The sequence below is a fragment of the Pseudomonas sp. ADAK2 TE3594 genome (assembly GCF_053628675.1).
Window position 1 is genome coordinate 3,980,957 of sequence record NZ_JBRJGV010000001.1, and the last position, 23,999, is coordinate 4,004,955.

12 protein-coding genes are annotated in these 23,999 nt (G+C 61.7%); 7 read left to right on the forward strand and 5 right to left on the reverse strand.

The annotated features are described in order from the left end of the window. Positions 1-2 precede the first annotated feature (2 nt). The 5 genes from AB7M22_RS17585 to AB7M22_RS17605 all read right to left on the reverse strand — a co-directional run bounded on the left by AB7M22_RS17585 (position 3) and on the right by AB7M22_RS17605 (position 14,756). Entirely contained in the window at positions 3-7,832 is a 7,830-nt protein-coding gene (locus AB7M22_RS17585; protein WP_454187252.1) for an amino acid adenylation domain-containing protein, read from the reverse strand. Next, a complete protein-coding gene (locus tag AB7M22_RS17590) occupies positions 7,829-11,236 on the reverse strand; it encodes an amino acid adenylation domain-containing protein (protein WP_454187253.1) in 3,408 nt (1,135 codons plus the stop codon). The genes AB7M22_RS17585 and AB7M22_RS17590 overlap by 4 nt, the downstream gene beginning before the upstream one ends. A gap of 306 nt (positions 11,237-11,542) precedes the next feature. Next, complete coding sequence (locus tag AB7M22_RS17595; protein WP_454187254.1) at positions 11,543-12,526, reverse strand: TauD/TfdA family dioxygenase; 984 nt, start codon at positions 12,524-12,526, stop codon at positions 11,543-11,545. Between the two features lie 42 nt (positions 12,527-12,568). Further along, the gene (locus tag AB7M22_RS17600; RefSeq protein ID WP_454187255.1) at positions 12,569-13,309 is read right to left on the reverse strand and encodes a thioesterase II family protein; all 741 of its coding nucleotides are present in this window, start codon (positions 13,307-13,309) and stop codon (positions 12,569-12,571) included. Positions 13,310-13,583: 274 nt separating this feature from the next. Next, positions 13,584-14,756: an MFS transporter gene (locus AB7M22_RS17605; protein WP_454187256.1), complete on the reverse strand. Its 1,173-nt coding sequence runs from the start codon at positions 14,754-14,756 to the stop codon at positions 13,584-13,586. A 340-nt stretch (positions 14,757-15,096) separates the two neighbouring features. Between AB7M22_RS17605 and idi the strand changes: the two genes are divergently transcribed. From idi to AB7M22_RS17640, 7 genes are all read left to right on the forward strand, one after another. After that, positions 15,097-15,660 carry an isopentenyl-diphosphate Delta-isomerase gene (gene idi / locus AB7M22_RS17610; protein ID WP_454187257.1) on the forward strand — a complete coding sequence of 188 codons (564 nt, stop codon included), beginning with the start codon at positions 15,097-15,099 and terminating at the stop codon, positions 15,658-15,660. Positions 15,661-15,832: 172 nt separating this feature from the next. Then, entirely contained in the window at positions 15,833-17,665 is a 1,833-nt protein-coding gene (gene dxs, locus AB7M22_RS17615) for a 1-deoxy-D-xylulose-5-phosphate synthase (RefSeq protein ID WP_454187258.1), read from the forward strand. Positions 17,666-17,690: 25 nt separating this feature from the next. Next, positions 17,691-18,638, forward strand: a complete 948-nt coding sequence (locus AB7M22_RS17620) for an SAM-dependent methyltransferase (protein ID WP_454187259.1) — start codon at positions 17,691-17,693, stop codon at positions 18,636-18,638. Positions 18,639-18,701: 63 nt separating this feature from the next. Then, entirely contained in the window at positions 18,702-19,877 is a 1,176-nt protein-coding gene (locus tag AB7M22_RS17625; RefSeq protein ID WP_454187260.1) for a Rieske 2Fe-2S domain-containing protein, read from the forward strand. Further along, on the forward strand, positions 19,874-20,809 hold the full coding sequence (locus AB7M22_RS17630; protein WP_454187261.1) for an SAM-dependent methyltransferase: 936 nt from the start codon (positions 19,874-19,876) through the stop codon (positions 20,807-20,809). Before AB7M22_RS17625 ends, AB7M22_RS17630 begins: the two co-directional genes overlap by 4 nt. Positions 20,810-20,812: 3 nt before the next feature. After that, a complete protein-coding gene (locus AB7M22_RS17635) occupies positions 20,813-21,862 on the forward strand; it encodes a terpene synthase family protein (protein WP_454187262.1) in 1,050 nt (349 codons plus the stop codon). 248 nt (positions 21,863-22,110) lie between these two features. Further along, a complete protein-coding gene (locus AB7M22_RS17640; RefSeq protein ID WP_454187263.1) occupies positions 22,111-23,934 on the forward strand; it encodes a glycoside hydrolase family 15 protein in 1,824 nt (607 codons plus the stop codon). Positions 23,935-23,999 lie beyond the last annotated feature (65 nt).

Genomic DNA, 23,999 nt, shown 5'->3' on the forward strand with positions numbered 1-23,999 from the left:
CCTCAAGAAATCAGTTTTTCCAGATCATCGAGGGATAGACGTTTGAGGGCCTCCAGGGATTTAGCCAATTCGTCCTGAACCGGTGATAAATCGACGCGCAACGTTTCGATGCGGGTGCAGAACGCTTGCAAGGTGTCGGCTTCGAACAGCTCCTTGAGCGGCACCTTGTCACCCAGCCGTTCTTTGATCCGGGTCACCACCAGCGTCGCCAGCAACGAATGCCCGCCCAATTGGAAGAAGTTGTCCGTCAGGCCGACGCGCTCGATTTCCAGCACCTCTTGCCAGACGGTCGCCACTTCCCATTGCAGATCGGTGCGCGGCGCTTCGTAACGCTGCAGCGTCGGATTGCCGCCCAGCGCCATCAGGGCCTTGCGATCGAGCTTGCCATTGGGGGTCAGCGGCAGCGCGTCAATCACGTGCAGATGGCTCGGCACCATGTGCGCCGGCAAACGATTGGCCAAGGCCGCCCGCAGGGTTTCCACCACCGATAAATTGCCCGATTGGCTCGCTACGACATAGGCATGCAGGTGTTTACCCGCCGCGCCCTCCTGCGCCAGCACCACGGCTTCGCGCACCTCGAGCTGCTCCAACAATCGGGCTTCGATCTCGCTCAACTCAATGCGGAAGCCGCGAATCTTCACCTGATGGTCGGCACGACCAATGTACTCAATCGTGTCGTCTGGCCCCTGGCGCACCAGATCGCCGGTGCGATACAGCCGCTCACCATTAGTGGCGAACGGGTCCGGCACGAAGCGTTCAGCGGTCAGGCCGGGACGCAGCAGATAACCTCGGGTCACGCCGGCACCGGCCAGGTACAACTCGGCCGCCAGCCCCGCCGGCAACACCTGCAACTGGCTGTCGAGCAGGTAAGCCACGGTGTTGTCCAGCGGCCGCCCGATGTTCGCCCGGCCATTGGCGGTGCGCAGGGTGAAGGTCGAATAAGTGGTGTCTTCCGACGGCCCATACAGGTCATAAACCTGCTTGACCGAGGTGCTGGCGTACAGCGTATCGACCAGCGTCTGCTTGAGCGGCTCGCCGGCCAGATTGATGGTGGTGACCGACGCCGGAATCTGCCCGGCCCGTTGCAGCGCGGCAATTGCCGACGGCACCGTGTTGATCAGCGTCACCCGCTCACGGGCCGGCAACTCGGACAGAGCCAGGGCGTTGTCCGCCAGCACCATGCAACCGCCGCTGGCCAACGTGACGAAAATCTCCCACACCGACAGATCGAAGCAGATCGAGGTCGAAGCCAGCACGCCGCGCATCTGCTCATCGCGGTAAACACCCTGCGACCACTGGATCAGCGCCGCGAGGTTAGCGTGGGTGATCGCCACCCCTTTGGGCTTGCCGGTGGAGCCGGAGGTGTAAATCACGTAGGCCAGGTTCTGCGCCACGATCCGGCTGACCGGTGCCGTGGACGGATACCCAGCGAGCCATTCGGCACCCTCTTCGACCAACAGCACTTGCGACGGCAACACCTCGGGCAACATCGCCTGCAACGCGGCTTCGGTCAGCAGCACCGCTGCGCAACTGTCCTCGAGCATGTGCAGCAAGCGCTCTTGTGGATACTCCGGGTCCAGCGGCACGTAGGCACCGCCAGCCTTGAGGATCGCCAGCAACCCGACCAGCATGTCCGGAGTGCGGCGCATGCACACGCCCACCCGTACTTCCGGCCCGACACCCAGCGCTTGCAGCTTATGCGCCAGTCGATTGGCCCGGGCGTCGAGGGTGCGGTAATCGAGGGTCTGCTTGGCAAACAGCACCGCCGCAGCCTGCGGTTGACGTTGTACCTGCGCGTCAATCCGTTCGACCACGTTGCGCGAATCCAGCGCCGTGATCGCGGCCTTGCCCCAGTCGACAGCCGCTTGACGCGGTTTGCCGTCCAGCAGTTGCAACGCGCCCAGAGGCTGCGAAGCATCCGCCATGAATTGCATCATCAGGCCTTCGAGCTGGGTGCTCAGGTCGGCGATGGTGGTGTGATCGAAACAGGCCTGGTCGAAGCTCAAGCCGAGGGTCAACTCACGACCGGTGACCGCCACCAGCGTCAGCGGATAGTGGGTCTGTTCCTGACGCGAGAGGGTGGAAAACTCGAGACCGGTGGCAGAGCCTTGCGCCAACGCTTCAGCCATCGGGTAGTTCTCGAACACCAGAATACTGTCGAACAGTGCGCCCGCACCCTGCCCCGCCCAGCGCTGAATATCGTAGAGCGGCGTGTGTTCATGTTCGCGCAAGGCCAGGTTGAGGCTCTGCACCTGCTGAATCCACTGGCCGACCGGGATTTCGGCGGATGGCGCCGCCACCACCGGCAAGGTATTGATGAACAGGCCGATCTGCTGTTCGACGCCGGGCAAGTCCGTCGGGCGACCGGCCACAGTGGCGCCGAAAGCCACGGTGTCCTGGCCGGTATAGCGCTGCAACAGCACCAGCCACGCGGCTTGCATCAAGGTATTGAGGGTGACTTTCTGTTCGCGGGCGAAGCGGTTCAGATCGGCAGTTTGTCGTTCGCTGAATGCATGCTGGTAATCGGCATAACCGCTGGCCGGCGTCTGGCTGACCGGCATGGCGCTGGCTAGGCGGGTCGGCTCCTGAAGGTCAACCAACGCCGACGTCCAGAACTCGCGACTGGCCTGAGTATCGCGCTGGCCCAGCCACTCAATGTAATCGCGATAGCGCCCCGGGGTCGCCGCCGGGGTCATGCCGGCATAGCGTTGCAACACCTCGCCGAACAACTGCGAAGTGCTCCAGCCGTCCATGAGGATGTGATGACTGGTGTAGATCAAGTGATGCTGCGCTTCAGCGGTTCGCACCAGCAACACGCGCAACAGCGGCGCCTGGTCCAGTTCGAAACCGGCGGCCAGATCCTCCCGGGCCAACTGATCGAGCGCTGCGTGAAGGTCATCACGACCGCGCCAGTCCTGCACGGTCATGGGCATCTGCACCGTCGGCCTTACAATCTGCACCGGCGCGTCGGCGTCCTCGGGCCAGACGAATGCGGTGCGCAGAATCTCATGGGCCTCCAGCGTCTGCTGCCAGGCCTGACGGAAACGCTCGGCGTCCAGTTGCCGTACATCAACCCGCAACTGGTTGGTGTAGGCCGGGCCGTCCGGTTCGTTGAGGCTGTGGAACAGGATGCCCTGCTGCATCGGCGACAACGGATACAGATCGCTGATCTCCCGCGCCGGCACCGGCAGCGCCGACAGTTGCGCCTGAGTCAGGCTCAGCAGATTGAAGTCCGACGGCGTGACCCCGGCATGCTCACCGGCAGTGCAATGTTCGATCAGCCGTTCCAGCTCATGGCAATAGGCGTCGGCCAGCGCCTGAACGGTGTGCGGGCGGTACATGCCTTGGCCGAACGTCCAGCTCAATTCCAGCTCACCGCCATAGACTTGGCCATCGACATTCAGCCAGTTGCCCAAGGGCGCATCGTCATCCTGATGGTCACCGGTGCTGTCAGCAGTCGGCACCAACAGCGCGCTGTCAGCGGCACTGAACGCACCGTCGAACTGGCCCAGGTAGTTGAACGTGATGCGCGGTGCCGCCAGCTCAAGCAGCGGTTCGAAGCCTGCGAGGTAGCGCAGCACGCCGTAGCCGATGCCTTTTCCCGGCACCGCTCGCAGTTGTTCCTTGATCGCGCACAACGAAGTGCCCGGCTCTGCCTGTGGGGTCAGACGCACTGGAAACAGGCTGCTGAACCAGCCAACGGTGCGACTCAAATCCAGGTCATCGAACAGGTCTTCGCGACCGTGACCTTCGAGCTGGATCAGCACCGAATCCTGTTCGCTCCAGTCACACAGCACCCGCGCCAGGGCCGTCAGCAGCAAATCGTTGATTTGGGTGCGATAGGCGGCCGGCGCCACTTTGAGCAGCGCGTGGGTCAGTGTCTTGTTCAGGCGTGAAGTGGCCCGAGCGGCCTGGCGACGAGTCTGGACGGTTTCGGGGAAATCCCTCGGCAAATCGCTGTTACCGCCCTCCAGCGTGCGCTGCCAGTAGTCGCGCTCGGCCTTCAAAATATCGCTCTGCCCATAACGGTGCAGGTGTTGCGCCCAGGCTTGGAGCGAGCTGCTTTTACCCGGCAGGACAATTGCCTTGCCTGCCGCCGACGCGGTGTAAGCCTGCTGCAAATCCTCCAGCAGCACCCGCCAGGACACGCCATCCACCACCAGGTGATGGATCACCAGCAGCAAACGTTGTGTTGCGTCAGGCAGGTTCACCAGCACCGCACGCACCAGCCGGCCCTGTTGTAAGTCGAGACTGCGCTGGGCCTCGGAGGCCAGCGCGGGCAAATCGGCAAGGTCGGCCAGTGCCCGCACCCACAACAGGTCTGTGTGGCGCTGCGCCTGGAATGTCGCCTGCCAAGTCTCGCCCGATGCCTGGAAACTCAGGTTCAGCGCATCGTGCTGCTCGATCAGGGCGGCCAATGCGCTGTGCAGATGGGTCGCGTCGAGGGGGATTTGCGGTTGCAACATCACCGACTGGTTCCAGTGATGACGCTGGGGAATGTCGGTCTGGAAGAAGCGTGCCTGGATCGGCAACAACGGCAGATCGCCGCTGACCTTTTGTGCGACGCTGGCCGCCGGTTTGCTCTCGATCAACTTGGCCACCGCCGCCAACTGGCCGATGGTCTGCTTCTCGAACAGTTGCTTGGGGCTCAGCTTGATGCCCTGGCGTTTGGCCCGAGCGATGATTTGCAGGCTGAGAATCGAGTCGCCGCCCAGCTCGAAGAAGTTGTCGGTGCTGCCCACTTGCTCAAGCTTCAGGACATCGGCCCAGATGGCGGCAAGCTTCTGTTCGACCTCACCCACCGGGGCAACAAATTGCTGCGTCGCCAGCTCCGGCGCCGGCAAGGCACGCTTGTCCAGTTTGCCGTTGGCGGTCAGCGGCAGACGCTCCAGCACAACGATCTGCGCCGGCACCATGTACTCCGGCAGGCAGGCCTGTAACTGCTGGCGCAAGGCGTCGACATTCAACGGCAAGTCAGGCGCGGCCACGCAGTACGCCACCAGTTGCAGGCGCGCTTCATCACCGTCCAGCGGCAAGGCCAACACCGCGGCCTCGCTCACGCCGCCGAGGCCCAGCAATACTCGAGCGACTTCCGCCGGCTCCACTCGATAGCCGCGCACCTTGACCTGATCGTCGGCACGCCCGATGAACTCCAGCGCGCCCTGACGATTGCGGCGCACCCGGTCACCGCTGCGGTACACCCGCGCACCGACGCTGCCAAAGGGATCCGGCAAGAAACGTTCGGCGGTCAGCCCCGGCTGTCCCAGATAACCCAGGGCCACACTGTCGCCGCCGATGTACAGCTCGCCCGCCACCTGATCGGCGACCGCGTTGAGTACATCGTCCAGCACGTAGACATGCGCACCCGACAATGGACGACCGACCGGCACGCCGCGGGCACCCGAGTCGAGATCCTTGAGCTCATGGGTCAACACACCGACCGTGGTTTCACTCGGACCATAGTGGTTGATGAACCGGCAGCCCGGCTTGAGTCGCCGCACCTGTTCCAGCAATGCCGGCGAGCAAGCCTCGCCGCCCACGATCAGAGCGTGTTGCGGCAACACATCGGCGGCCCGTGACGCTTGCATCAACGCCGACAAATGCCCCGGTACGATTTTCAGCACGCCCACTTGGTGCCCGGCCATGTAATCGGCAAACCGGTCCGGGTCGAAGCCCAGCTCTTCGGGCAGTACATGCAACAAGCGACCGGAACACAAGGCGCCGAACAGCACGGTAAATCCAAGATCCGCCGCAATGGTCGAGACCAGCGCCATGCTTGCCGCAGGCTCCAGCGCCAGGCGTTCCAGCGCACCGCGCACGTAACTGGCCAGAGCGCCGTGGCTCACCAGCACGCCTTTGGGTTGGCCGGTGGAACCGGAGGTGTGAATCACATAGGCCGCTGCATCCGCCGATACGGTCAGCGAAGGCTTCGTCGTCGGCTGGTCCTGCCAGCGTTCGGGCGCGAAGGCCAGCCCCTGGCAACCGGCGACCGCCAGAGTGCCTTCCCGCGCGTCGCCTGCGGCACACAGCAGGACTTTCGCCTGCGCGCCTTCGAGCATCTGCCACAAACGTGCGTCCGGCGCCTTGACGTCCAGCGGCATGTACACCGCCCCGGCCTTGATCACCCCTAACACACAGGTCAGCCATTCCAGTGAGCGCTCCATCAGCACCGCCACGGGTTGCCCGCTCTGCACACCTTGCGCTCGCAGGTAGTGGGCCAGGCGATTGGCGTCCTGATCCAGCACCTGAAAACTCAATGTCCGCTCAAGGCAGCGTGCGGCCAGCGCCTCAGGCTGTACGGCCACCTGACGCTCCCATTGCTGCAACACCGACTCCGCCGGCTGCCGTGGCGCCAGCGCCGGTTGCACAGGTGTGGTTGCAAGACTGTGCAGCGGCGCCTGCGGGGCGCTGAGCAATTCGCGGAACAGGCCGAGCAGCGTCGGGATAAACCCTTCAATGGTCGAGTGCTGGTACAGGTCGCTGGCGTAGGTCATCTGCCCGTGGATCAGCGTGCCGTCATCGGTGATGTCCAGCGCCAGATCAAAGTGCGTGCCTTGTTTGTCCAGCGGATACTCGGTGACGCTCAGGCCCGGCAGGTTCATCGAACGCTGGGTCTGCATGCCGACGTTCTGGTTGAACTTGGCCTGGAACAACGGGTTATGCCCCAGGGTTCGCTCGGGCACCAGTTCATCCACCAGTTGCTCGAAAGGCAACTCCTGATGAGCCTGGGCACCGAACGATGCTTCCCGAACCCGAGCCAGCAAATCGACGAAGCTGCCGCGCTCATCGACCTGGCAACGCAGCACCTGAGTGTTGACGAAGAAGCCGATCAGCCCTTCGACCTCGGAGCGCCCGCGGTTGGCATTAGGCACGCCGACGCGAATATCGCGTTGGCCGCCAAGACGTGACAGGAACAGCGAAAAACCGGCCAGCACCAGCATGAACAAGCTGATGCCCTGAGCCCGGGCAAAGCCGTTCAACTGCCGGGACAGGTCGGCACCGAAATCAAAGCTCAGGGTCTGGCCTTCGAAACTCTGGGTCAGTGGCCGGGGGAAATCCGCCGCCACGTCCAACAGCGGATGCTCTTCACCCAGCTGCTGACGCCAGTAATCGAGTTGCCGCTCGCCCTCGCCGGCCTCCAGCCAGCAGCGCTGCCAGATCGCGTAGTCGGCGTACTGCAACGGCAACGCCGGCAATTGCGGTTCGCGCTCCAGGCTGAAGGCCTGGTAGCACTGCACGAACTCCTTGACCATGACGTCCATCGACCAGCCATCGGAGACGATGTGATGCATGCTCACGATCAGCACATGTTCATCGCCCGCCAGACGGAACAGGCTGGCCCGCAGCAATGGCCCATGAAGCAAGTCGAACGGTTGCGCAGCCGCTTCCTGAACTCGCCGCGCCAGCTCGGCTTCACGCTCTTGCACAGCAACGTTCGACAGATCGACGCGTTCCAGTGGTACGTCCTGATGGTCGAGGATCACCTGACTCGGCTGGTCGTTGTCGGTCTGGAACACCGTGCGCAACACTTCATGGCGCGCCACCAGATGATCGAAGGAACGCAACAGCGCGGCCTCGTTCAGCTGCCCGTGCAAGCGCAGGCCGGCGGCCATGTTGTACGCGGCGCTCTGTGGCTCAAGCTGCCAGAGAAACAGCAGACGCTGCTGGGCAAACGAGAGCGGAATCACCACGCAGTCGTGACGACTGACCGGCAGTGGCAGCAGGCTGAAGTCCTTGCCCTCCTCGCGCAGTTTGGCGAGAAACAGTCGACGTTGCTCCAGCGGCAAACCGACGAACCTTTTAGCGATACGCTCCGCCATATTGCCGCTCATACTTCAACTCCCTCCAAAGAACTCATGAACTGATCCATGTCGGACCAGTCGTTATCGCTTGCACCGCCGGCCAGCGCGGCCAGCTCCAGGGCCAGATCGCCCAGCAGCGGTGTCTCGAACAGGCTGCGCAACGGCAGTACCACGCCCAACTGGCTTTTGATCCGCGCGATCACTTGCGCGGCCAGCAACGAATGCCCGCCCAACTCGAAGAAATGGTCATCGACACCGACCCGTGGCACTTGCAGCACCTCGATCCAGATCTGCGCCAGCGCCTGTTCGGTGTCGGTTTGCGGGGCGCGATAGCTGCTCTGCAATTGGCTCGGATCGGGGATCGGCAAAGCCTTGCGGTCGAGTTTGCCGCTGGGGGTCAGGGGCAAGCGCGGCAACAGCAACAAGTGACCGGGCACCATGTAGTCCGGCAGGTTCTTCTGCAGCGAGGCCCGGATTTGCTGACGCAGAATCACCTGCTCCGCCGCGCTGCCGAGCACGCTCTGATCGACGACCAGATACGCCACCAGTTGTGGCCCGCCGACTAGAGACAATGCCAGCACCACCGCCTCACGAATCCCCGGGCATTGCTGCAACCGCGACTCGATTTCCCCCAACTCAATGCGGAACCCGCGAATCTTCACTTGGTGATCGACGCGACCGATGTACTCCACCGCGCCATCGTCGCGCAGTCGGGCACGATCGCCGGTGCGGTACAGGCGCTCGCCGACCGCGAATGGATCGGCGATAAACCGTTGGGCGCTGAGCGTCGGCTGCCGGTGATAACCACGGGCCAGGCCCGGCCCGCCGATGTACAACTCGCCCACCGCCCCTTGCGGCAACAGATTCAAATCGTCGTCGAGCACGTACAACCGGCGTTGCTCCAGACCGTGACCGATCGGAATGCCGCGCCACGACACCGCCTCGGCGGTCAACGCGCTGCAATCATGAATGGTCGAGACCACCGTCGCCTCGGTCGGGCCGTAGGTGTTGAGCAAACGCACATGGCCCAGCCCGGCGCGTTGCCACAGGCGCAGCCCGTCCACCGCCATCGCCTCGCCGCCCACGTGAATCTGGCGCAAGGCGCCGAAGTGAACAGGCGGGTTGGCCGCGTAATCCTGCACCACCGAATACCAGTAAGCGGCCGGCAAATCCGCCAGGGTAATGCCTTGTTCGACGATCACCTGATGCAAGGTCGCACTGTCCCACAGTCCGGCATCGCGCAGGACGACACAGGCGCCATGGCACAGCGGCGGGAAGAATTGCTCGACGAAACCGTCAAAACTGCTGGTGGCGAATTGCAGTACGCGATCGCCTTCGCGCAAATCGCTGTAGTCGATCGCCCGCGCGATGAATTCGCTCAACGCGCCGTGGCTGACGGCCACGCCCTTCGGCCGGCCGGTGGAGCCGGAGGTGTAAATCACGTACGCGAGGTTCTGCGGATCCACCGTCACTTGCAGGTTGTCTTGATTCGCAGCGGCGCTGTCCGGTAGCTGGTCCAGACACAGGCAATCGATGCCATCGAGCGCCGGCAGGCTACTCAGCAGTGGGCTCTCAGTCAGCAATAGTTTCAGCCCGCTGTCATCGAGCACATGGCGCAAGCGTTCGGCCGGGGTGTGCGGGTCCAGCGGCACATAGGCGCCGCCGGCCTTGAGCACGGCCAGCAATGCCACGGCCAGTTCCAGCGATCGCCCCAACGCCACACCGACCAGCACATCGGGGCCGACGCCTTTGGCGCGCAACTGATGGGCCAGACGATTGCTGCGAACATTCAATTCGGCATAGCTGAGTGAGGGCGACTGATCGCCGGCCAGAATCACTGCGGTGGTGTCGGGAGTGCGCGCCGCTTGGGCCTCAAACAACTGCGGCATGCCGGGCAGCACCGCCGGGTTGGCGACGGCTTGAATCAAGCGCTCCCGCTCATCCGTGCCGAGCATCGACACCTCGCCCAGCGGTTGTTGCGGATCACGGCAGACCGACACCAGCACGTTGTGCCAATGCTCGGCCAACGCGGCGATGGTCGGTGCGTCGAACAGGTCGGTGGCGTAAGTGAACGCGGCGAACAGTTGCTCGCCCTCCTCTCGGGTGTCGAGCATCAGGTCGCTGGTGGCCGCATGCTGACGCCCGCTGCCGGCCAGTTGCTGCTCACTCAGATAGCCGACCTGCAAACCGCAATCGAGGCGCACGTCCTGCAGATCGGTCACCAGCGGCTGGTGGTTGAACATCACCTGAAACAACGGATTGTGACTCTGACTGCGGGCCGGCTGCAGGGCTTCGATCAACGCATCGAACGGCAGCTCCTGATGGGCCTGGGCGCCAAGCGCCGCCTGACGCAGGCTCTGCAGCAGGTCGCTGAAACGAGTCTTGGCGGTGACCTCGCTGCGCAGTATCTGGGTGTTGACGAAGAAGCCGATCAAGCCTTCGGTTTCACTGCGGGTGCGGTTGGCGATCAAGCCGCCGACGCGGATGTCGGTCTGGCCGCTGTAGCGATGCAGCAAGGTCTTGAAGGCGGCCAGCAACACCACAAACAGCGTCACGCCCTGGCGCTGGGCGAGAGTTTTCAGCGCCTGGCGCAGGGCTCCGTCGATGACTTTTTCCAGGCGCGCGCCCTGGTGGCTGGACTGGGCCGGATAGGCACGGTCGGTGGGCAATTCGAGGATCGGGTGTTCTTCACCCAACTGCGTGCGCCAGTAATCGAGCTGGCGCTCGCGCTCCCCGGCTTCCAGCCAACTGCGTTGCCACAGGGCGTAGTCGCGGTAGTGCACGGTCAGTGCCGGCAAGGTCGGTTGACGCCCCGCGACCAGCCCATCGTAGGTGCGCATGAACTCGTCGATCAGAATGTTCATCGACCAGCCATCGGCAATGATGTGGTGCAACGTCAGCAGCAGCACGTGCTCCTGCTCGGCCAGGCGCAACAAGCGAAGGCTCAGCAGCGGTCCCTGTTGCAAATCGAACGCCTGAGTGGCTTCAGCCATCATGTGCTGCTGCGCCTGCGGCCAGCGCCGTTCTTCAGGCAAGGCACTCAGGTCGTTGATCGCCAGCGTCAGGTCACGGGGTTCGGCTACCCGCTGGAACGCACGTTCGCCCTCCTGGCCGAAGGTGGTGCGCAGGCACTCATGACGCGCGACAAGCAGGCTGAACGCGCGCTCCAGCGCATCGATTTGCAGCGCACCGCTCAGGCGCACCGCCATCGGCAGGTTGTAGGCCGCGCTCTGCGGATCCAGCTGCCAGAGAAACCACATCCGCTGCTGGGCATAGGACAGGCCGTCACGCTCATCGACCCCGACACAGGAGGTCATGGGAAGCTGCGCAAAATCGATGCCTTCGCGGGCCATGCCGGCCAGAAACAAGCGGCGCTTGTCCTGCGGCAGTTCGATAAAGCGGCGGGCGAGTTTCTGTGCGTCTGCGGCATTCATGCATTGGGTCCTTGCTGATCGGCGGCGTGACCAGGAGGCCCGGTCGTATCAACAAGAACGAATGGCTAGCGCGATGATTTAGCGGCACCGACAAACGCGGCCAGTCAGTTGAGGTGCAGAACCTGTGGGAGCGGGCTTGCTCGCGAAGAGGGTGTGTCAGTCGACATTAATGTTGCCGGGTGCACCGCTTTCGCGAGCAAGCCCGCTCCCACAGGTTCCGCACCAGGCATTAGACCGAGCAATGGACAGCGCAACAAAAACGCCGAAGCCGGTGCAAGACCGGCTTCGGCGACAGGACTGTTCAGATCAGCGCGCGTCCTGGGAGTGCCCTTCGGCCATCGCGACGATCACCTTGCGCTTGCCTTCGAAGGGCGCGCGGGCATGGGCCGAGAGCATGTTGTCTAGCATCAGCACATCGCCCTCCTGCCAGGGGAAACTGATGGCACAGTCATCGAGCACCGCACGAATTTCACTGAGCACCTCATCCTCAATGGGCGAGCCGTCGCCGTAGTAGACGTTACGCGGCAGGTCTTCCTCGTCGACGATGTCCAGCAGGGTTTCACGCACCTCCGGCTGCAGGTTGGAAATGTGGAACAGGTGAGCCTGATTGAACCAGACCATGTCGCCGGTCACCGGATGACGCGCCACCGCCTGACAGGTCTGGCGGGTGCGCAATTCTCCGTCATCCTTCCACTCGCAAATGATGCCGTGGGCTTTGCAGTAGGCCTCGGCCACGTCGCGGTCTTCGGTGTTGAACACCTGCTCCCAGGCCACGTCCAGCCCGTTGCCGAAATTGCGCACGTACATCAGGCCTTTGTTGACGAAGCGCTCGCGGATCGCGACAGGCATGCGCCGATAGACTTCCCGGCTGTCGGCAATCGGCGTTTCGCCGCCCAAGGTGGCGGCGATCATGCTGTAGAACCAGATTTTCATCGGCCAGTCCCGGGAGTAGGCCTGCTCGTTGTGCAACGGAATGCTCTGATGCGCCGGGTATTCGGTGGAGGTGTAGACCCCCTGGGTGACGTTGGTGCGCGGCGTCGAGCCGAATTCGTAATTGAGTAGCGGATGGCCGAAGCCGGCAGCGAATTGGCGGAACTGCTCGGCACCGTCCAGCTGGAACCCACGAAACAGAATGCCGCCGTCACGCAGCAAATGCTCATCCACCAGCTCATTCAATTCATCGAACACCGCCAACAGGCTGGTATTCGGCTCGGTCGCTTCCACCAACAGCGGCAAACGACCCCGCGCCGGCAGCAACGGCCGAACGGCAAAACCCACAGCAACACCCATGACGGGCCTCCTGTTAACACTCGATAAAGTGAACCGCGCGCGCTAAAAAACCGGCGCGGCCAGCTGCGCATGACGTCGGTGATGGACTTCCAGATGATTCTTGATAATCCGCAGCACCTTGGCTTCATGCTCATGGATGAAGAAATGCCCGCCGGTCATCATGTCCACCGAGAAACTGCCCAGGGTTTCCTGGCTCCAGCCGATCAATTGCTCAGTAGTGGCCTTGTCTTCCTTGCCACCGAGCACATGTACGGGGCACTTGAGCAGCGGACGCTGCATCGGGCGGAAGCGTCCGCAGAGCATGAAATCGGCGCGCAGGATCGGCAGCGTCAGGCTCATCAACTCCTGATTGGCCAACACTTCCTCGCTGGTGCCCTGGAAGGTGCGCAGTTGTTCGATCAACTGCTCATCACTCTGCGGTTCGGCGAAGCCACGGTCATAGTCACTGCGCATGGTCGGGGCGGCCGTGCCGGAAGCAAACAGCGCCACCGGTTCTGGAGCACCGAGGGCACGAAAGGCGTGGGCCATCTCACAGGCCAGCAACGCCCCCAGGCTGTGACCGAACAGGGCGTAAGGGCCGTGCAAGGACGGTTTGTGTTCCCTGGCCAATTGCAGGGCCAGGGCGCGCATGTCGGTCTGCAAGGGTTCGTCATAACGGGCGCCTCGCCCCGGTAACTCCACCGGCTGCAAGTGCAGCCACGGCGGCAACTGGCGCCGCCAGCGGCTATAGACCATGGCGCTGGCGCCCGAATAGGGCAGGCACAGCAGTGTCAGCTTTGTCACCGCACTTACCTCAATTGGTTATCTGTAAAAGAGAACGGATGGGGCGTGGTGAGAATTAGTCTGTGGGAACGAGCCTGCTCGCACACAGGTATCTGCTGCGGCCAAAGGATTGGTGAGCGACACCAATCATTGTGGGAGCGGGCTTGCCCGCGATAGCAGTGTGTCAGGCGCAGAAAATATTGAATGGGCTGACGCCATCGCGGGCAAGCCCGCTCCCACAGGTAGCTGCTTTGACCAGAGGATTGGTGAACGACACCGATTATTGTGGGAGCACTCATTTGAGATGGCGATAGCTCTGCACCGCCGAACCCAACACCACGGCACCGGCAGCAATCGCCACCCAGAACCCGCTGCGCGCACCGAACGCATCCACCAGCCAGCCCGAACTGGCCGCGCCGATCGCCACGCCGATGCTCAAACCGGTGACCAGCCAGGTCAGGCCTTCGGTGAGCTTGGCCGGTGGCACGATGCGCTCCACCAGCGCCATGGCCACAATCAGGGTCGGGGCAAAGAACAGCCCGGCGACGAACACCGCCAGCGACAGCCCGAAAATATTGGCCGCCAGCAGCAACGGTAGTGTGGTCACCGCCGTCGCCACCCCGCCGTAGAGGAACAATTGCGGCAGCGGCAACTTGGAGCGAAACACCCCGAACGCCAACCCGGCCAGGCATGAGCCGATGGCATACACCGACAGCACAATACTCGCCGCTGCCGGTTGGCCCTGCTGCTCGGCGAAGGCGACACTGACCACATCCACCACACCGACGATGGTGCCCATGGCGACCATCAACAGCATCAGCAACTGAATCTCGCTCGAACGAATGATCGAGCCCTGATGATGTTCCTCATGAGGATGCACCGGCGGCTCGGTACCGCGCTGCAACACAAACGCCGTGACCCCGACCGCGAGCATCAGCAACGCCGCCAACGGCCCCGCCTCCGGGAACGCCACCACGCACAACCCCACCGACAGCGGCGGCCCGACGATAAAGCACACCTCGTCCAGCACCGATTCCAGCGCATAAGCGGTTTGCAACTCAGGGCGACCGCGATACAACTCGGTCCAGCGCGCCCGCACCATCGCCGACATGCTCGGCATGCAACCGGCCAGCGCGGCAAACGCAAACAACGTCCAGTGCGGCGCCTGCAAGCGGGTACACAGCAACAGCATCAACAACGCCCCACCACCGACCAGTGCCGACACCGGCAAGATCCGGCTTTGACCAAAACGGTCCACCAACCGCGAAACCTGCGGCGCACAAAACGCCGTGGACAGGGCAAAAGTCGCCGCGATGAAACCGGCCAATCCGTAACCGCCCTGAAGCTGCGAAAGCATGGTGATCAAGCCAATGCCAGTCATGGAAATCGGCATGCGCGCGAGCATGCCGGCCAGCACAAAGGCGCGTGCGCCTGGGGCGTGGAATAGCTCGCGGTAGGGGTTGGCCATAACATCCTCACGTCCTTTTTGGACGTGCACGGTGCCATAAACCTTTGCGGATCTAAAGATCGTCCGAGCGCGGCCCGAACCTTCACCGATGTCTACAGAAGGGCAATCGACTCGCGACCTGCCCAGCGGGCCTCACCAATAGACCCGGTAGAACCGAGAACATATAAGCGCTGTAACATTTCCGATTCACCCTGATATTTCTGCTAGGTTTTCTTAAAAAAACTTGCCGCACACAAAACCGCCAACTAGATTCGAACTCAACATGAACACCGTCTGAATTTCCCTAGATTGTCTGGTCAGCCGTAACGCCCAGTAGTGAAGACACAAATGGAGTCTTGCTATGGAAGAGTTACTGATTCTGGTCGACCAGCACGATCGCAAAAAGGGCTTTGCGCCCAAACTACAGGCCCACCAACAAGGCCTTCTGCATCGAGCGTTTTCGATCTTCATTTTCGATCAGGCCGGTCGTCTTCTGCTGCAGCAACGCGCCTTCGGCAAATACCATTCTCAAGGCCTGTGGACCAATACCTGTTGCGGCCACCCCAGGCCTGGCGAACGGACGATGGTGGCGGCAAAACGCCGCTTGCAGGAAGAAATGGGCATGACCTGCCCCCTGCGCAAAGTCTCCACCCTGCTCTACCGCGAAAAGGTCTCGAATCAGCTGATCGAGTACGAGTTCGACCACGTATTCGTCGGTATCAGCCATTGCGACCCCGTCGCCAATCCCGAGGAAGCCCATGCCTGGCAATGGCTGCAGCTTTCGCAAATATCCAAGCGCATTGACGCTGCCCCCGAGGGCTTCACCATCTGGTTCCGCCGAATATTCCAGACCACCGGACCTGCCGGAATAAGTGCCTGGAAAGAGCTCGCAGAAACCAGCCGCCAGGCCGTTCCCTTCTCCTGATCACAAGAGACACGCCATGAACAACAGCCACCGGATGGCTTCGGCAACGCTATTGCCGAAAGTTGACCAGACACCTGCGCCCCTGCATGAAGTCGATCTGGTCATCAAGCGCTTGCACTGAATGCCTCTTCAGCGAGCGCACCGGAGCAACGTTCAAGGAAAGGAATCGAGCATGTTCGAATTACTCAAGACCATCGACAGCCCCGTTGATTTGCGAGCACTGCATGTCGCCGCCCTGGGCCCTCTCGCGGACGAACTGCGGTCGTTCATTCTGCATAGCGTGGCGAAAACCGGCGGGCACCTGTCGGCCAACCTCGGCACCGTGGAATTGAGTATCGCGTTGCATTACGTGTTCGATACCCCTAACGACAGAGTCGTGTGGGATGTCGGCCACCAGGCCTACGCCCACAAAATCCTCACCGGCCGACGTGACGCGATGGCGAACATTCGTCAACTCGGCGGAATCTCCGGGTTCCCAAGGCGTTGCGAATCGCCGTTCGACACCTTCGGCACGGCACACTCAAGCACCTCCATTTCGGCGGCGTTGGGCATGGCGCTGGCTGCTCGCAATCAATCGGAAGCACGCCATTGCATTGCGGTGATCGGCGACGGCGCGGTAACCGGCGGCATGGCGTACGAAGCAATGAACAATGCCGGTTTGCACAAGGACTTGCCGTTGCTGGTGATCCTCAACGACAACGACATGTCGATCTCGCCGCCGGTCGGTGCCTTGCGCGAGTACTTCGGGAAACTGAAGCAGATGAAAGGGTCAGGAACCGATGCGACTTTTTTTAAAGCCTTGGGCTTCAACTACACCGGCCCCATCGACGGTCATAACCTCGACGAATTGCTCCCTGCCCTGCACGCCCTGAAAAAACTGCACGGTCCGCAACTGCTGCACATTGTCACGGAAAAAGGTCATGGCTATACACCGGCGGCGGCGAATCCTGTGCTGTATCACGGGCCAGGGAAATTCAACCCGGCACAGGGTATCGATCCAGCGGGGGCCGGCAAGCCCACGTACACCCAGGTATTCGGCGATTGGTTATGCGACGAAGCCGACGTTGACCCAAGGATCGTGGCCATCACCCCGGCGATGCGCGAAGGTTCGGGCCTGGTGGAATTCGAACGACGCTTCCCGGACCGTTACTTCGATGTCGGCATTGCCGAACAACACGCGCTGACCTTCACTGCGGGCCTGGCGGCCGACGGTTTGAAACCGGTGGTGGCGATCTACTCGACCTTCCTGCAACGGGCTTACGACCAGCTGATTCACGATATCGCGATCCAGAATCTACCCGTGGTATTCGCCATCGACCGGGCCGGTATCGTCGGCGCCGACGGCGCCACTCACATGGGTGCCTTCGACATCGCCTATCTACGCTGCATACCGAACCTGACCGTCATGGCTCCGGCGGATGAAAACGAATGCCGACAGATGTTGCACACCGCTCTCCTCCAAAAAGGTCCGAGTGCCGTGCGTTACCCACGCGGATCAGGTAGCGGTATCGCCGCGTCATCGGCATTGAAGGCCTTGCCAGTGGGCAAAGGTGAAATCCGCCGAACCTCGACGCAACACGCCGGTATCCGCATCGCCCTCCTGGCGTTCGGTTCGATGCTGATACCGGCCCTTGAAGCCGCCGAAGCGTTCGACGCCACCGTCGCCAACATGCGCTTCATCAAACCCCTCGATGGCGCCCTCGTTGAGCAATTGGCCCGGGGCCATGACCTGTTGGTGACCATTGAAGAAGGTTGCGTGATGGGGGGCGCCGGCTCGGCGTGTCTCGAACAATTGGCGGCAATCGGTCACTCACCGCCGGTGCTGCAATTGGGCTTCAGCGATCACTTCATCGAGCATGGTGCACCCGAGAATTTGCTGAGTATGTGCGGGCTCGATGCGCCCGGAATCACGCGCTCGGTAGAGGCGTTTTTAAGCACGCATGACATGGGGTTTTCCAACAACCGCGGCGCAACGATCGACGTTTCGTTGTGGGCACGAGCATGAAGTGAATATTCACAAGGAGAGACTAATGAGCACGCAAGCGAAGCAGCCTGCTATCGCCCATAAAATTCGCCTGCCCTATCAGGTCATTCAAGGGTCCAGCGTCGACAGCTACCAGGAAAAGGTTGTGTACACCTATCGTGACAGCCCCGAGGACTGGCGCAAGGCGATCGGCGATCGCCTGATGTTTCAGTTTGGCGTCTACGACGACCCGCGCTCACGGCCGCCAATCTCCCCCGACGAGTCGGGACTGCGCTATTTCGACCGGCAGATGAAGCTGGCGGGGTACGATCGCGGCGACTTGGGATCGGTCAAGCGGATCCTCGATGTCGGCTGCGGCTGGGGCTTCGGTCTCAAGTATCTGGCCGAGCGCTTTCCCGCCTGCCCAAGGCTGGACGGTATCAACGTCAGCCACAGGCAACTGGAGTACTGCGCCAAATATCATGCTGAGCAGGGGCTGAGCGAACGGATCAATCTGTATCTCTGCAATGCTCAGGACATCGATCTTTTACCCGACGCCGACGAACCCTACGATCTGGTCACGGTCCGGGGTGTCATATCGCACTTCCCGAATGATCTCTACGAACGGGCGATGGCGAAACTCGCTTCCCGGCTCAGGCCAGGCGCAACCGTGATCATCTCCGACAATCTCTACAACCTGCCGCTCGACCACTATCAGTCGGACACCACCGACGACGTCGATCGCCTCGCCTGCAAGCATCGCAAGACACCGGGATATTTCCGCCAGGTCATCGAACAGAGCGGCCTCAGCGTGGAGGACATGCGTGTCCTGCCCGAGAACATTGACGTCGCGCGCTGGTTCATGGACGTCAAGAAGAACATCGAAACGCATTTCACGGCGCAAACGATACCGCCGCCGCTGGAAGAACTGCGCGTGATGGCGGTGAATGTCTCGGTGGCGCTGATCAAGGACCAGTTCTCGACCTACAGCGTCATCGCCCGCCGTGCCAAATAGCGAATGCTCCGCGTTGCAGGAGCTCGCCGCGTAAATCACGAGACATTCATTACAGGAGTTCAAATGTCTGATATCCCAGTACAAGAGCTGTCCGACGTCACGAAAATGGAAAGGGAGGACCTCCTCCACGAGTCCTCGCGGCCCGAGATCATCTGCCCTGCCAGCGCCCATCTGATTGACACCTCCACGTCGAACAAGCGTAGCGCCACTGGGGACACGCGCGTCCCACTGCCTTATCCCGACGGCTGGTTTCGCGCCTGCTTCAGCCGCGATCTTAAACGAGGCGCAGTACTCACCGTTCCATTCATGGGGCAAGAGTTGGTGCTGTACCGCACAACCTCAGGCCGAGCCAGTGCCATCGATCCCTATTGTCCCCACATGGGGGCTCACCTCGGACGGGGCAAGGTACAGGGCGAAGAGCTGGTTTGTCCGTTCCATGGCCTGGCCTTCGGTCTGGATGGCAGTTGCCTACACAGCGGGAATGGCGCGAAGCCTCCCAATGCGTGGCTCACCACGCGCCATATGAGAGAAATCAATGGCGCGGTTCTGGTGTGGGCCGACCACCAGAACCGACCTCCAAGCTGGGAAGTGCCGAGTTGGGACTTGAGCGCGTTCGCGGCCCCTCCCCAGCACACCAGCCAGGACCTGAACGGCTACTGCCAGGATACCGGGGAAAACAGCGTCGACTTGATCCATTTCAGCTGGTTGCATGGCCTCACGGAACCCGCAATGACCCATGAGGCGGGAGACTACTGGTTCGAAACCACCCTCACCGCCAGTTGGAAGGGGCAGCCGATGCGCATGCGCATGCGGCAGATTGGCCTGGGTCATGTGCAAGCCGTCAGTGAGATGACTCGGATCGGTTTTCGCCTCACCACGATGCTGTATTCCACCCCGACCGCGCCGATGAAGTGGACCATGAGCTGGATCGACATGATGGAGCTCGAGCTCTTCGAACGCTGGCCCATACCGATCAGGAAAGTGGCATATGCCGTGCTGGCTCCCCTCGCGAAACGTTGGCTGGTGACCTTCACCCAGGCCGACAACCCAATCTGGAACGCACGCACCTACCTCGATCACCCGCGACTGATGACGGGCGACAAAGGGATCGCAACCTTTCGTCGGTGGGCGACCCGGTTCTATCCGACGCAGTTCACCAACGTGCAAGGAGATTCCATCCACCCGATCGCATCGACCGAATTCATGCATTCACCTTTCGTCCAGGAGAGCCCGCTATGAAAGTACACGAGAGTGCGATCGCTATCGACGTCATCCGCAGCGCCACTGCCGACCACTACCAGAGCAAGATCGAAAGCGTCTACGCCGATCCACCAAAAAAATGGCGGAAGGTGATCGGCAATGAGTTCTGGTATCAGTACGGCGTGTTCGACGAGAAGATGGACCCGTGCAGTCTTCCGCTCGACGCGTCCGGGCGGCGGCACATGGAGTACCAGTTCGAGCTGGCCGAACAGGCTGGTGCAGACGTCTCTTCGCAATCCATCCGAAGGGCCATCGACATCGGCTGCGGCTGGGGGCCGGTGCTGAGCTTCCTGGCCAATCGCTACCCAGACTGCGAGCGCATTGACGGTGTCAACGTCAGCCGCCCTCAGTTGGAGTACGCCAGCCAGGTGATCACCCGCAAGGGCTTGGCTGACCGGATTCGGCTGTACCTTTGCAATGCCAAGGACATTGACGCTCTGCCTGACCCGAAGCTGCCCTACGACCTCGCCATTTTCCGAGGCAGTCTCTTCCACTTCACACCGCAGGTGCTGCAGAAAACCATGCAGTCACTGGCGCAGCGCATGCGCACCAACGGCACGGTGATCATTTCCGAGAGTCTCTACAACGTGGACTTGGCAACCTACCAGTCGTTCATCCCCGACAAGGTGGATCGCGCCGCCTCCGGCCATCGCAAGACGCCGGATAGCCTGCACAAAGCTCTGGAGGACAACGGCTTTGAAGTTATCGACAGTCGCGTCACCCCCTCCAACGAGGATGTGCTTCGCTGGTACGCGCTCGTCAAGGGCAACCTTGACGCGCACTACCCCGACAGCAGTAATCCCAATTTCTCCGAGCTGCGAGATATCGCAATCAACTTTTCGGACGCTTTGCGAAAGAACAAGGCGTCTTCATACAGTTTCATCGCGCGCAGGCGCCAGGGAAAGGAGTGAGCCATGAACCATTCTGCACAGTCCCTCGCGTCCGAGGTGAGCTTCTACATCCAGGACATGCACTGCAGCGTGCTCCCGAGAATTCACCCGGACTATCCCATCATCGACGAACTCAATGCCGCCTGGGTCCGCGAGTTCCTTCCGTTCACCGACGAGGCCGCGCGGTTGCGCTTTCTGCGGCTTCATCTTCCCATGTGGGACAGTCTGATATTCCCTATTGGACCGGCCGATCGCCTCGTCCATACCTCATGCGTGACAAGCCTGATCCTGGCCATCGACGATATGCCTCTGGGCCGGCATGCGATGTTCCATGACGGTGAAGTCGCGTTGCTGGAAGGGCATCCTTTCGCCCCTGCCGCACAGGACATCTTTGGCAAACTGCGGCAGCACATGCCCGCGCCGGTGTATCGCCGCTATTGCCAAGCGTGGCAGGCCTGGTTCGAAAGCGTGGAGGAAGAAGCCAGGCTGGTCGCCACCGGCAAGGTGCTGCCATTCGACGAATTCCTCGAGTTGCGCCACTGGAACACAGGCCTCTTGCCCTCTTTTCCTGTGGCCGAGTTTCTGTACGGCCTCGATCTGACCGAGCTACTGGCACAAGACCGCGAACTGCAGTTGGCCATCCGGGTCACCAACGAACACGTCGGTCTGGTCAACGACATCCTTTCTCACCGCAAGGAGCACGCCATCGGCGTGACCCTCAATGCGATGGAAAGCCTGCGCATTGCGCATGGCCGCAGCGCGCAGGAAGCTGCTGACATCCTGTGCCGGCGCATCCGCGAGGCTGACCGCACCCGCGTCGGACTCTGCAAAGTGCTGCGTCGCCGCTACGCCAATCGTCCGGATGCCGATCGTATCGGCATGTACCTGGATGGCCTGGGTCGGATCTGCGCAGGCAATCTGCGCTGGCTGCTGGAAAACGACCGGTACGTGGACAGCCAGGGTAATGGTTGGGACTGGACCCGCTCACGGCTCATTGTTCTCGATCCCGACCCTGCACCTGCCCATTCAGCCATAGGGGCATCACATTATGACAATGTCAAACCTTCCTCATGAAAAGACAACTCCGCAACGGACTTCACTCAGTTGCTCGACGCCTACGTGGCTGCCCGCTATGGCCAGCACCCACAAGCCCGATCAAGACTGCTGGAACTGTTGAAGCCTGCTCCTTCGGTCGTGTCCGACGAACTGCAAAATCCCAGGTCTTTGAAGTGATCTACGCCAGAAAACTCACTCACCAGTGAACTCCTGCCCGATCGCATCGGTCAGCTGGTTAGGCCCTCGGTTCCCGGAGCTCCGCGGTAATGGCTGATCATTCCGAACGACAAAGCGCCATCGACGCCCACGGCATCATTGGCGACATGCGCAGCGCTGCGCTGGTGAACGACAAGGGCAGCGTGGACTTTTTCTGCTGGCCGGAATTCGACAGCCCGTCGATTTTCTGCGCGCTGCTGGACAGCCCCGAGGCCGGCATTTTCCAACTGGCCCCGGACCTGCCCGACGCTCGTCGCGAGCAGATTTACCTGCCCGACACCAACGTCCTGCAAACCCGCTGGCTCAGCGATTACGCGGTGGTTGAAGTCACCGACCTGCTGCCTATCGGCGACAGCGAAGATGATTGGCCAATGTTGATGCGCCGGGTGCGGGTGGTCAGTGGTCAAGCGACGATCCGCATGCATTGTGCCGTGCGTCATGACTATGCCCGGGCTCACACCAAGGCTCGGACACGCGGTCAGAGTGTGTATTTCGAGGCTTCCGGCCAGCCGGCCCTGCAACTGTGTTCGGATCAACCCTTGAGCATCGAGGGCAATGCAGCGGTTGCCGAGTTCATCCTCGAACAGGGCCAGGGCGCCGAATTCCTGCTCGGCGGCGTTGACGATGCACGCTTCAAGGAAGGCGCCGCCGCATTGTGCCTGGAGCGCACCCTGAAGTTCTGGCGCGACTGGATCGGCCAGTCCAATTATCGCGGTCGCTGGCGGGAAATGGTCAATCGCTCGGCCCTGGCCCTGAAGCTGCTGACCTCGCGCAAACACGGTGCCATTCTCGCCGCCGCGACCTTCGGTCTGCCGGAAACGCCCGGCGGCGAACGCAACTGGGACTACCGCTACACCTGGATCCGCGACGCCTCGTTCACCGTCTATGCCTTCATGCGCCTGGGCTTCGTCGAGGAAGCCAACGCCTACACGCGCTGGTTGCGCGGTCGGGTCAGGGATTGTCACGGCAAGCCCATGAAACTCAACATCCTCTACGCCATCGATGGCCGTCAGGAACTGCCGGAAACCGAACTCTCGCATCTATCTGGCCATGGCGGCGCGGTGCCGGTACGCATAGGCAATCAGGCTTACGATCAAGTCCAGCTCGATATCTTTGGCGAGCTGATGGACGCGGTGTATCTGGTCAACAAGCACGGTGAAGCGATTTCCCATGATGGCTGGAAACACACTGTGGAAGTGGTCGATCAGGTCTGCGAAACCTGGCAACAAAAAGATGTTGGCATCTGGGAAATGCGCGGCGAGCAGTATCACTTCCTGCACTCGCGATTGATGTGCTGGGTGGCCGTGGACCGGGCCATCCGCCTGGCATCCAAACGCTCGCTGCCCGCCCCGTTCGCTCGCTGGGACCAGACCCGTCAAGCGATCTACACCGACATCTGGAGCAACTTCTGGAACGAAGAGCGCGGGCATTTCGTCCAGCACATCGGCGGCACCGGCCTCGATGGCTCGATGCTGCTGATGCCGCTGGTGCGCTTCGTCAGCGCCAAGGATCCGCGCTGGATCGCGACCCTTGAAGCCATCGAGAAAACCCTGGTGCGCGCAGGCATGGTCTACCGCTACCGCAATGACGACAGTCAGATCGACGGCCTGCCCGGCACCGAAGGCGCGTTCGCCGCGTGCTCGTTCTGGTACGTCGAATGCCTGGCCCGGGCCGGCCAAGTGGAGAAGGCGCACCTGGAGTTCGAACAATTGCTGAAGTACGCCAACCCGCAGGGGCTGTATGCCGAAGAGTTCGACAGCCATGCCCGGCACTTGGGCAACACACCGCAAGCGCTGACACACCTGGCGCTGATCAGCGCGGCGAGTTTCCTGGATCGGAAGTTGAGCGGGGAGAAAAACTTCTGGCAGCCTTGAGACCGAGTCGCCTGCTTCGCGGGCAAGCCTCGCTCCTGCAAGATCATCCACAACCGCCAAAACTC

What these genes read in the sequence shown, in the direction of transcription:
- AB7M22_RS17585 (WP_454187252.1), bottom strand. Translation starts at nt 7,832, where the DNA reads ATGAGCGGCAATATGGCGGAGCGTATCGCTAAAAGGTTCGTCGGTTTG.
- AB7M22_RS17590 (WP_454187253.1), bottom strand. Translation starts at nt 11,236, where the DNA reads ATGAATGCCGCAGACGCACAGAAACTCGCCCGCCGCTTTATCGAACTG.
- AB7M22_RS17595 (WP_454187254.1), bottom strand. Translation starts at nt 12,526, where the DNA reads ATGGGTGTTGCTGTGGGTTTTGCCGTTCGGCCGTTGCTGCCGGCGCGG.
- AB7M22_RS17605 (WP_454187256.1), bottom strand. Translation starts at nt 14,756, where the DNA reads ATGGCCAACCCCTACCGCGAGCTATTCCACGCCCCAGGCGCACGCGCC.
- idi (WP_454187257.1), top strand. Translation starts at nt 15,097, where the DNA reads ATGGAAGAGTTACTGATTCTGGTCGACCAGCACGATCGCAAAAAGGGC.
- dxs (WP_454187258.1), top strand. Translation starts at nt 15,833, where the DNA reads ATGTTCGAATTACTCAAGACCATCGACAGCCCCGTTGATTTGCGAGCA.
- AB7M22_RS17620 (WP_454187259.1), top strand. Translation starts at nt 17,691, where the DNA reads ATGAGCACGCAAGCGAAGCAGCCTGCTATCGCCCATAAAATTCGCCTG.
- AB7M22_RS17625 (WP_454187260.1), top strand. Translation starts at nt 18,702, where the DNA reads ATGTCTGATATCCCAGTACAAGAGCTGTCCGACGTCACGAAAATGGAA.
- AB7M22_RS17630 (WP_454187261.1), top strand. Translation starts at nt 19,874, where the DNA reads ATGAAAGTACACGAGAGTGCGATCGCTATCGACGTCATCCGCAGCGCC.
- AB7M22_RS17635 (WP_454187262.1), top strand. Translation starts at nt 20,813, where the DNA reads ATGAACCATTCTGCACAGTCCCTCGCGTCCGAGGTGAGCTTCTACATC.
- AB7M22_RS17640 (WP_454187263.1), top strand. Translation starts at nt 22,111, where the DNA reads ATGGCTGATCATTCCGAACGACAAAGCGCCATCGACGCCCACGGCATC.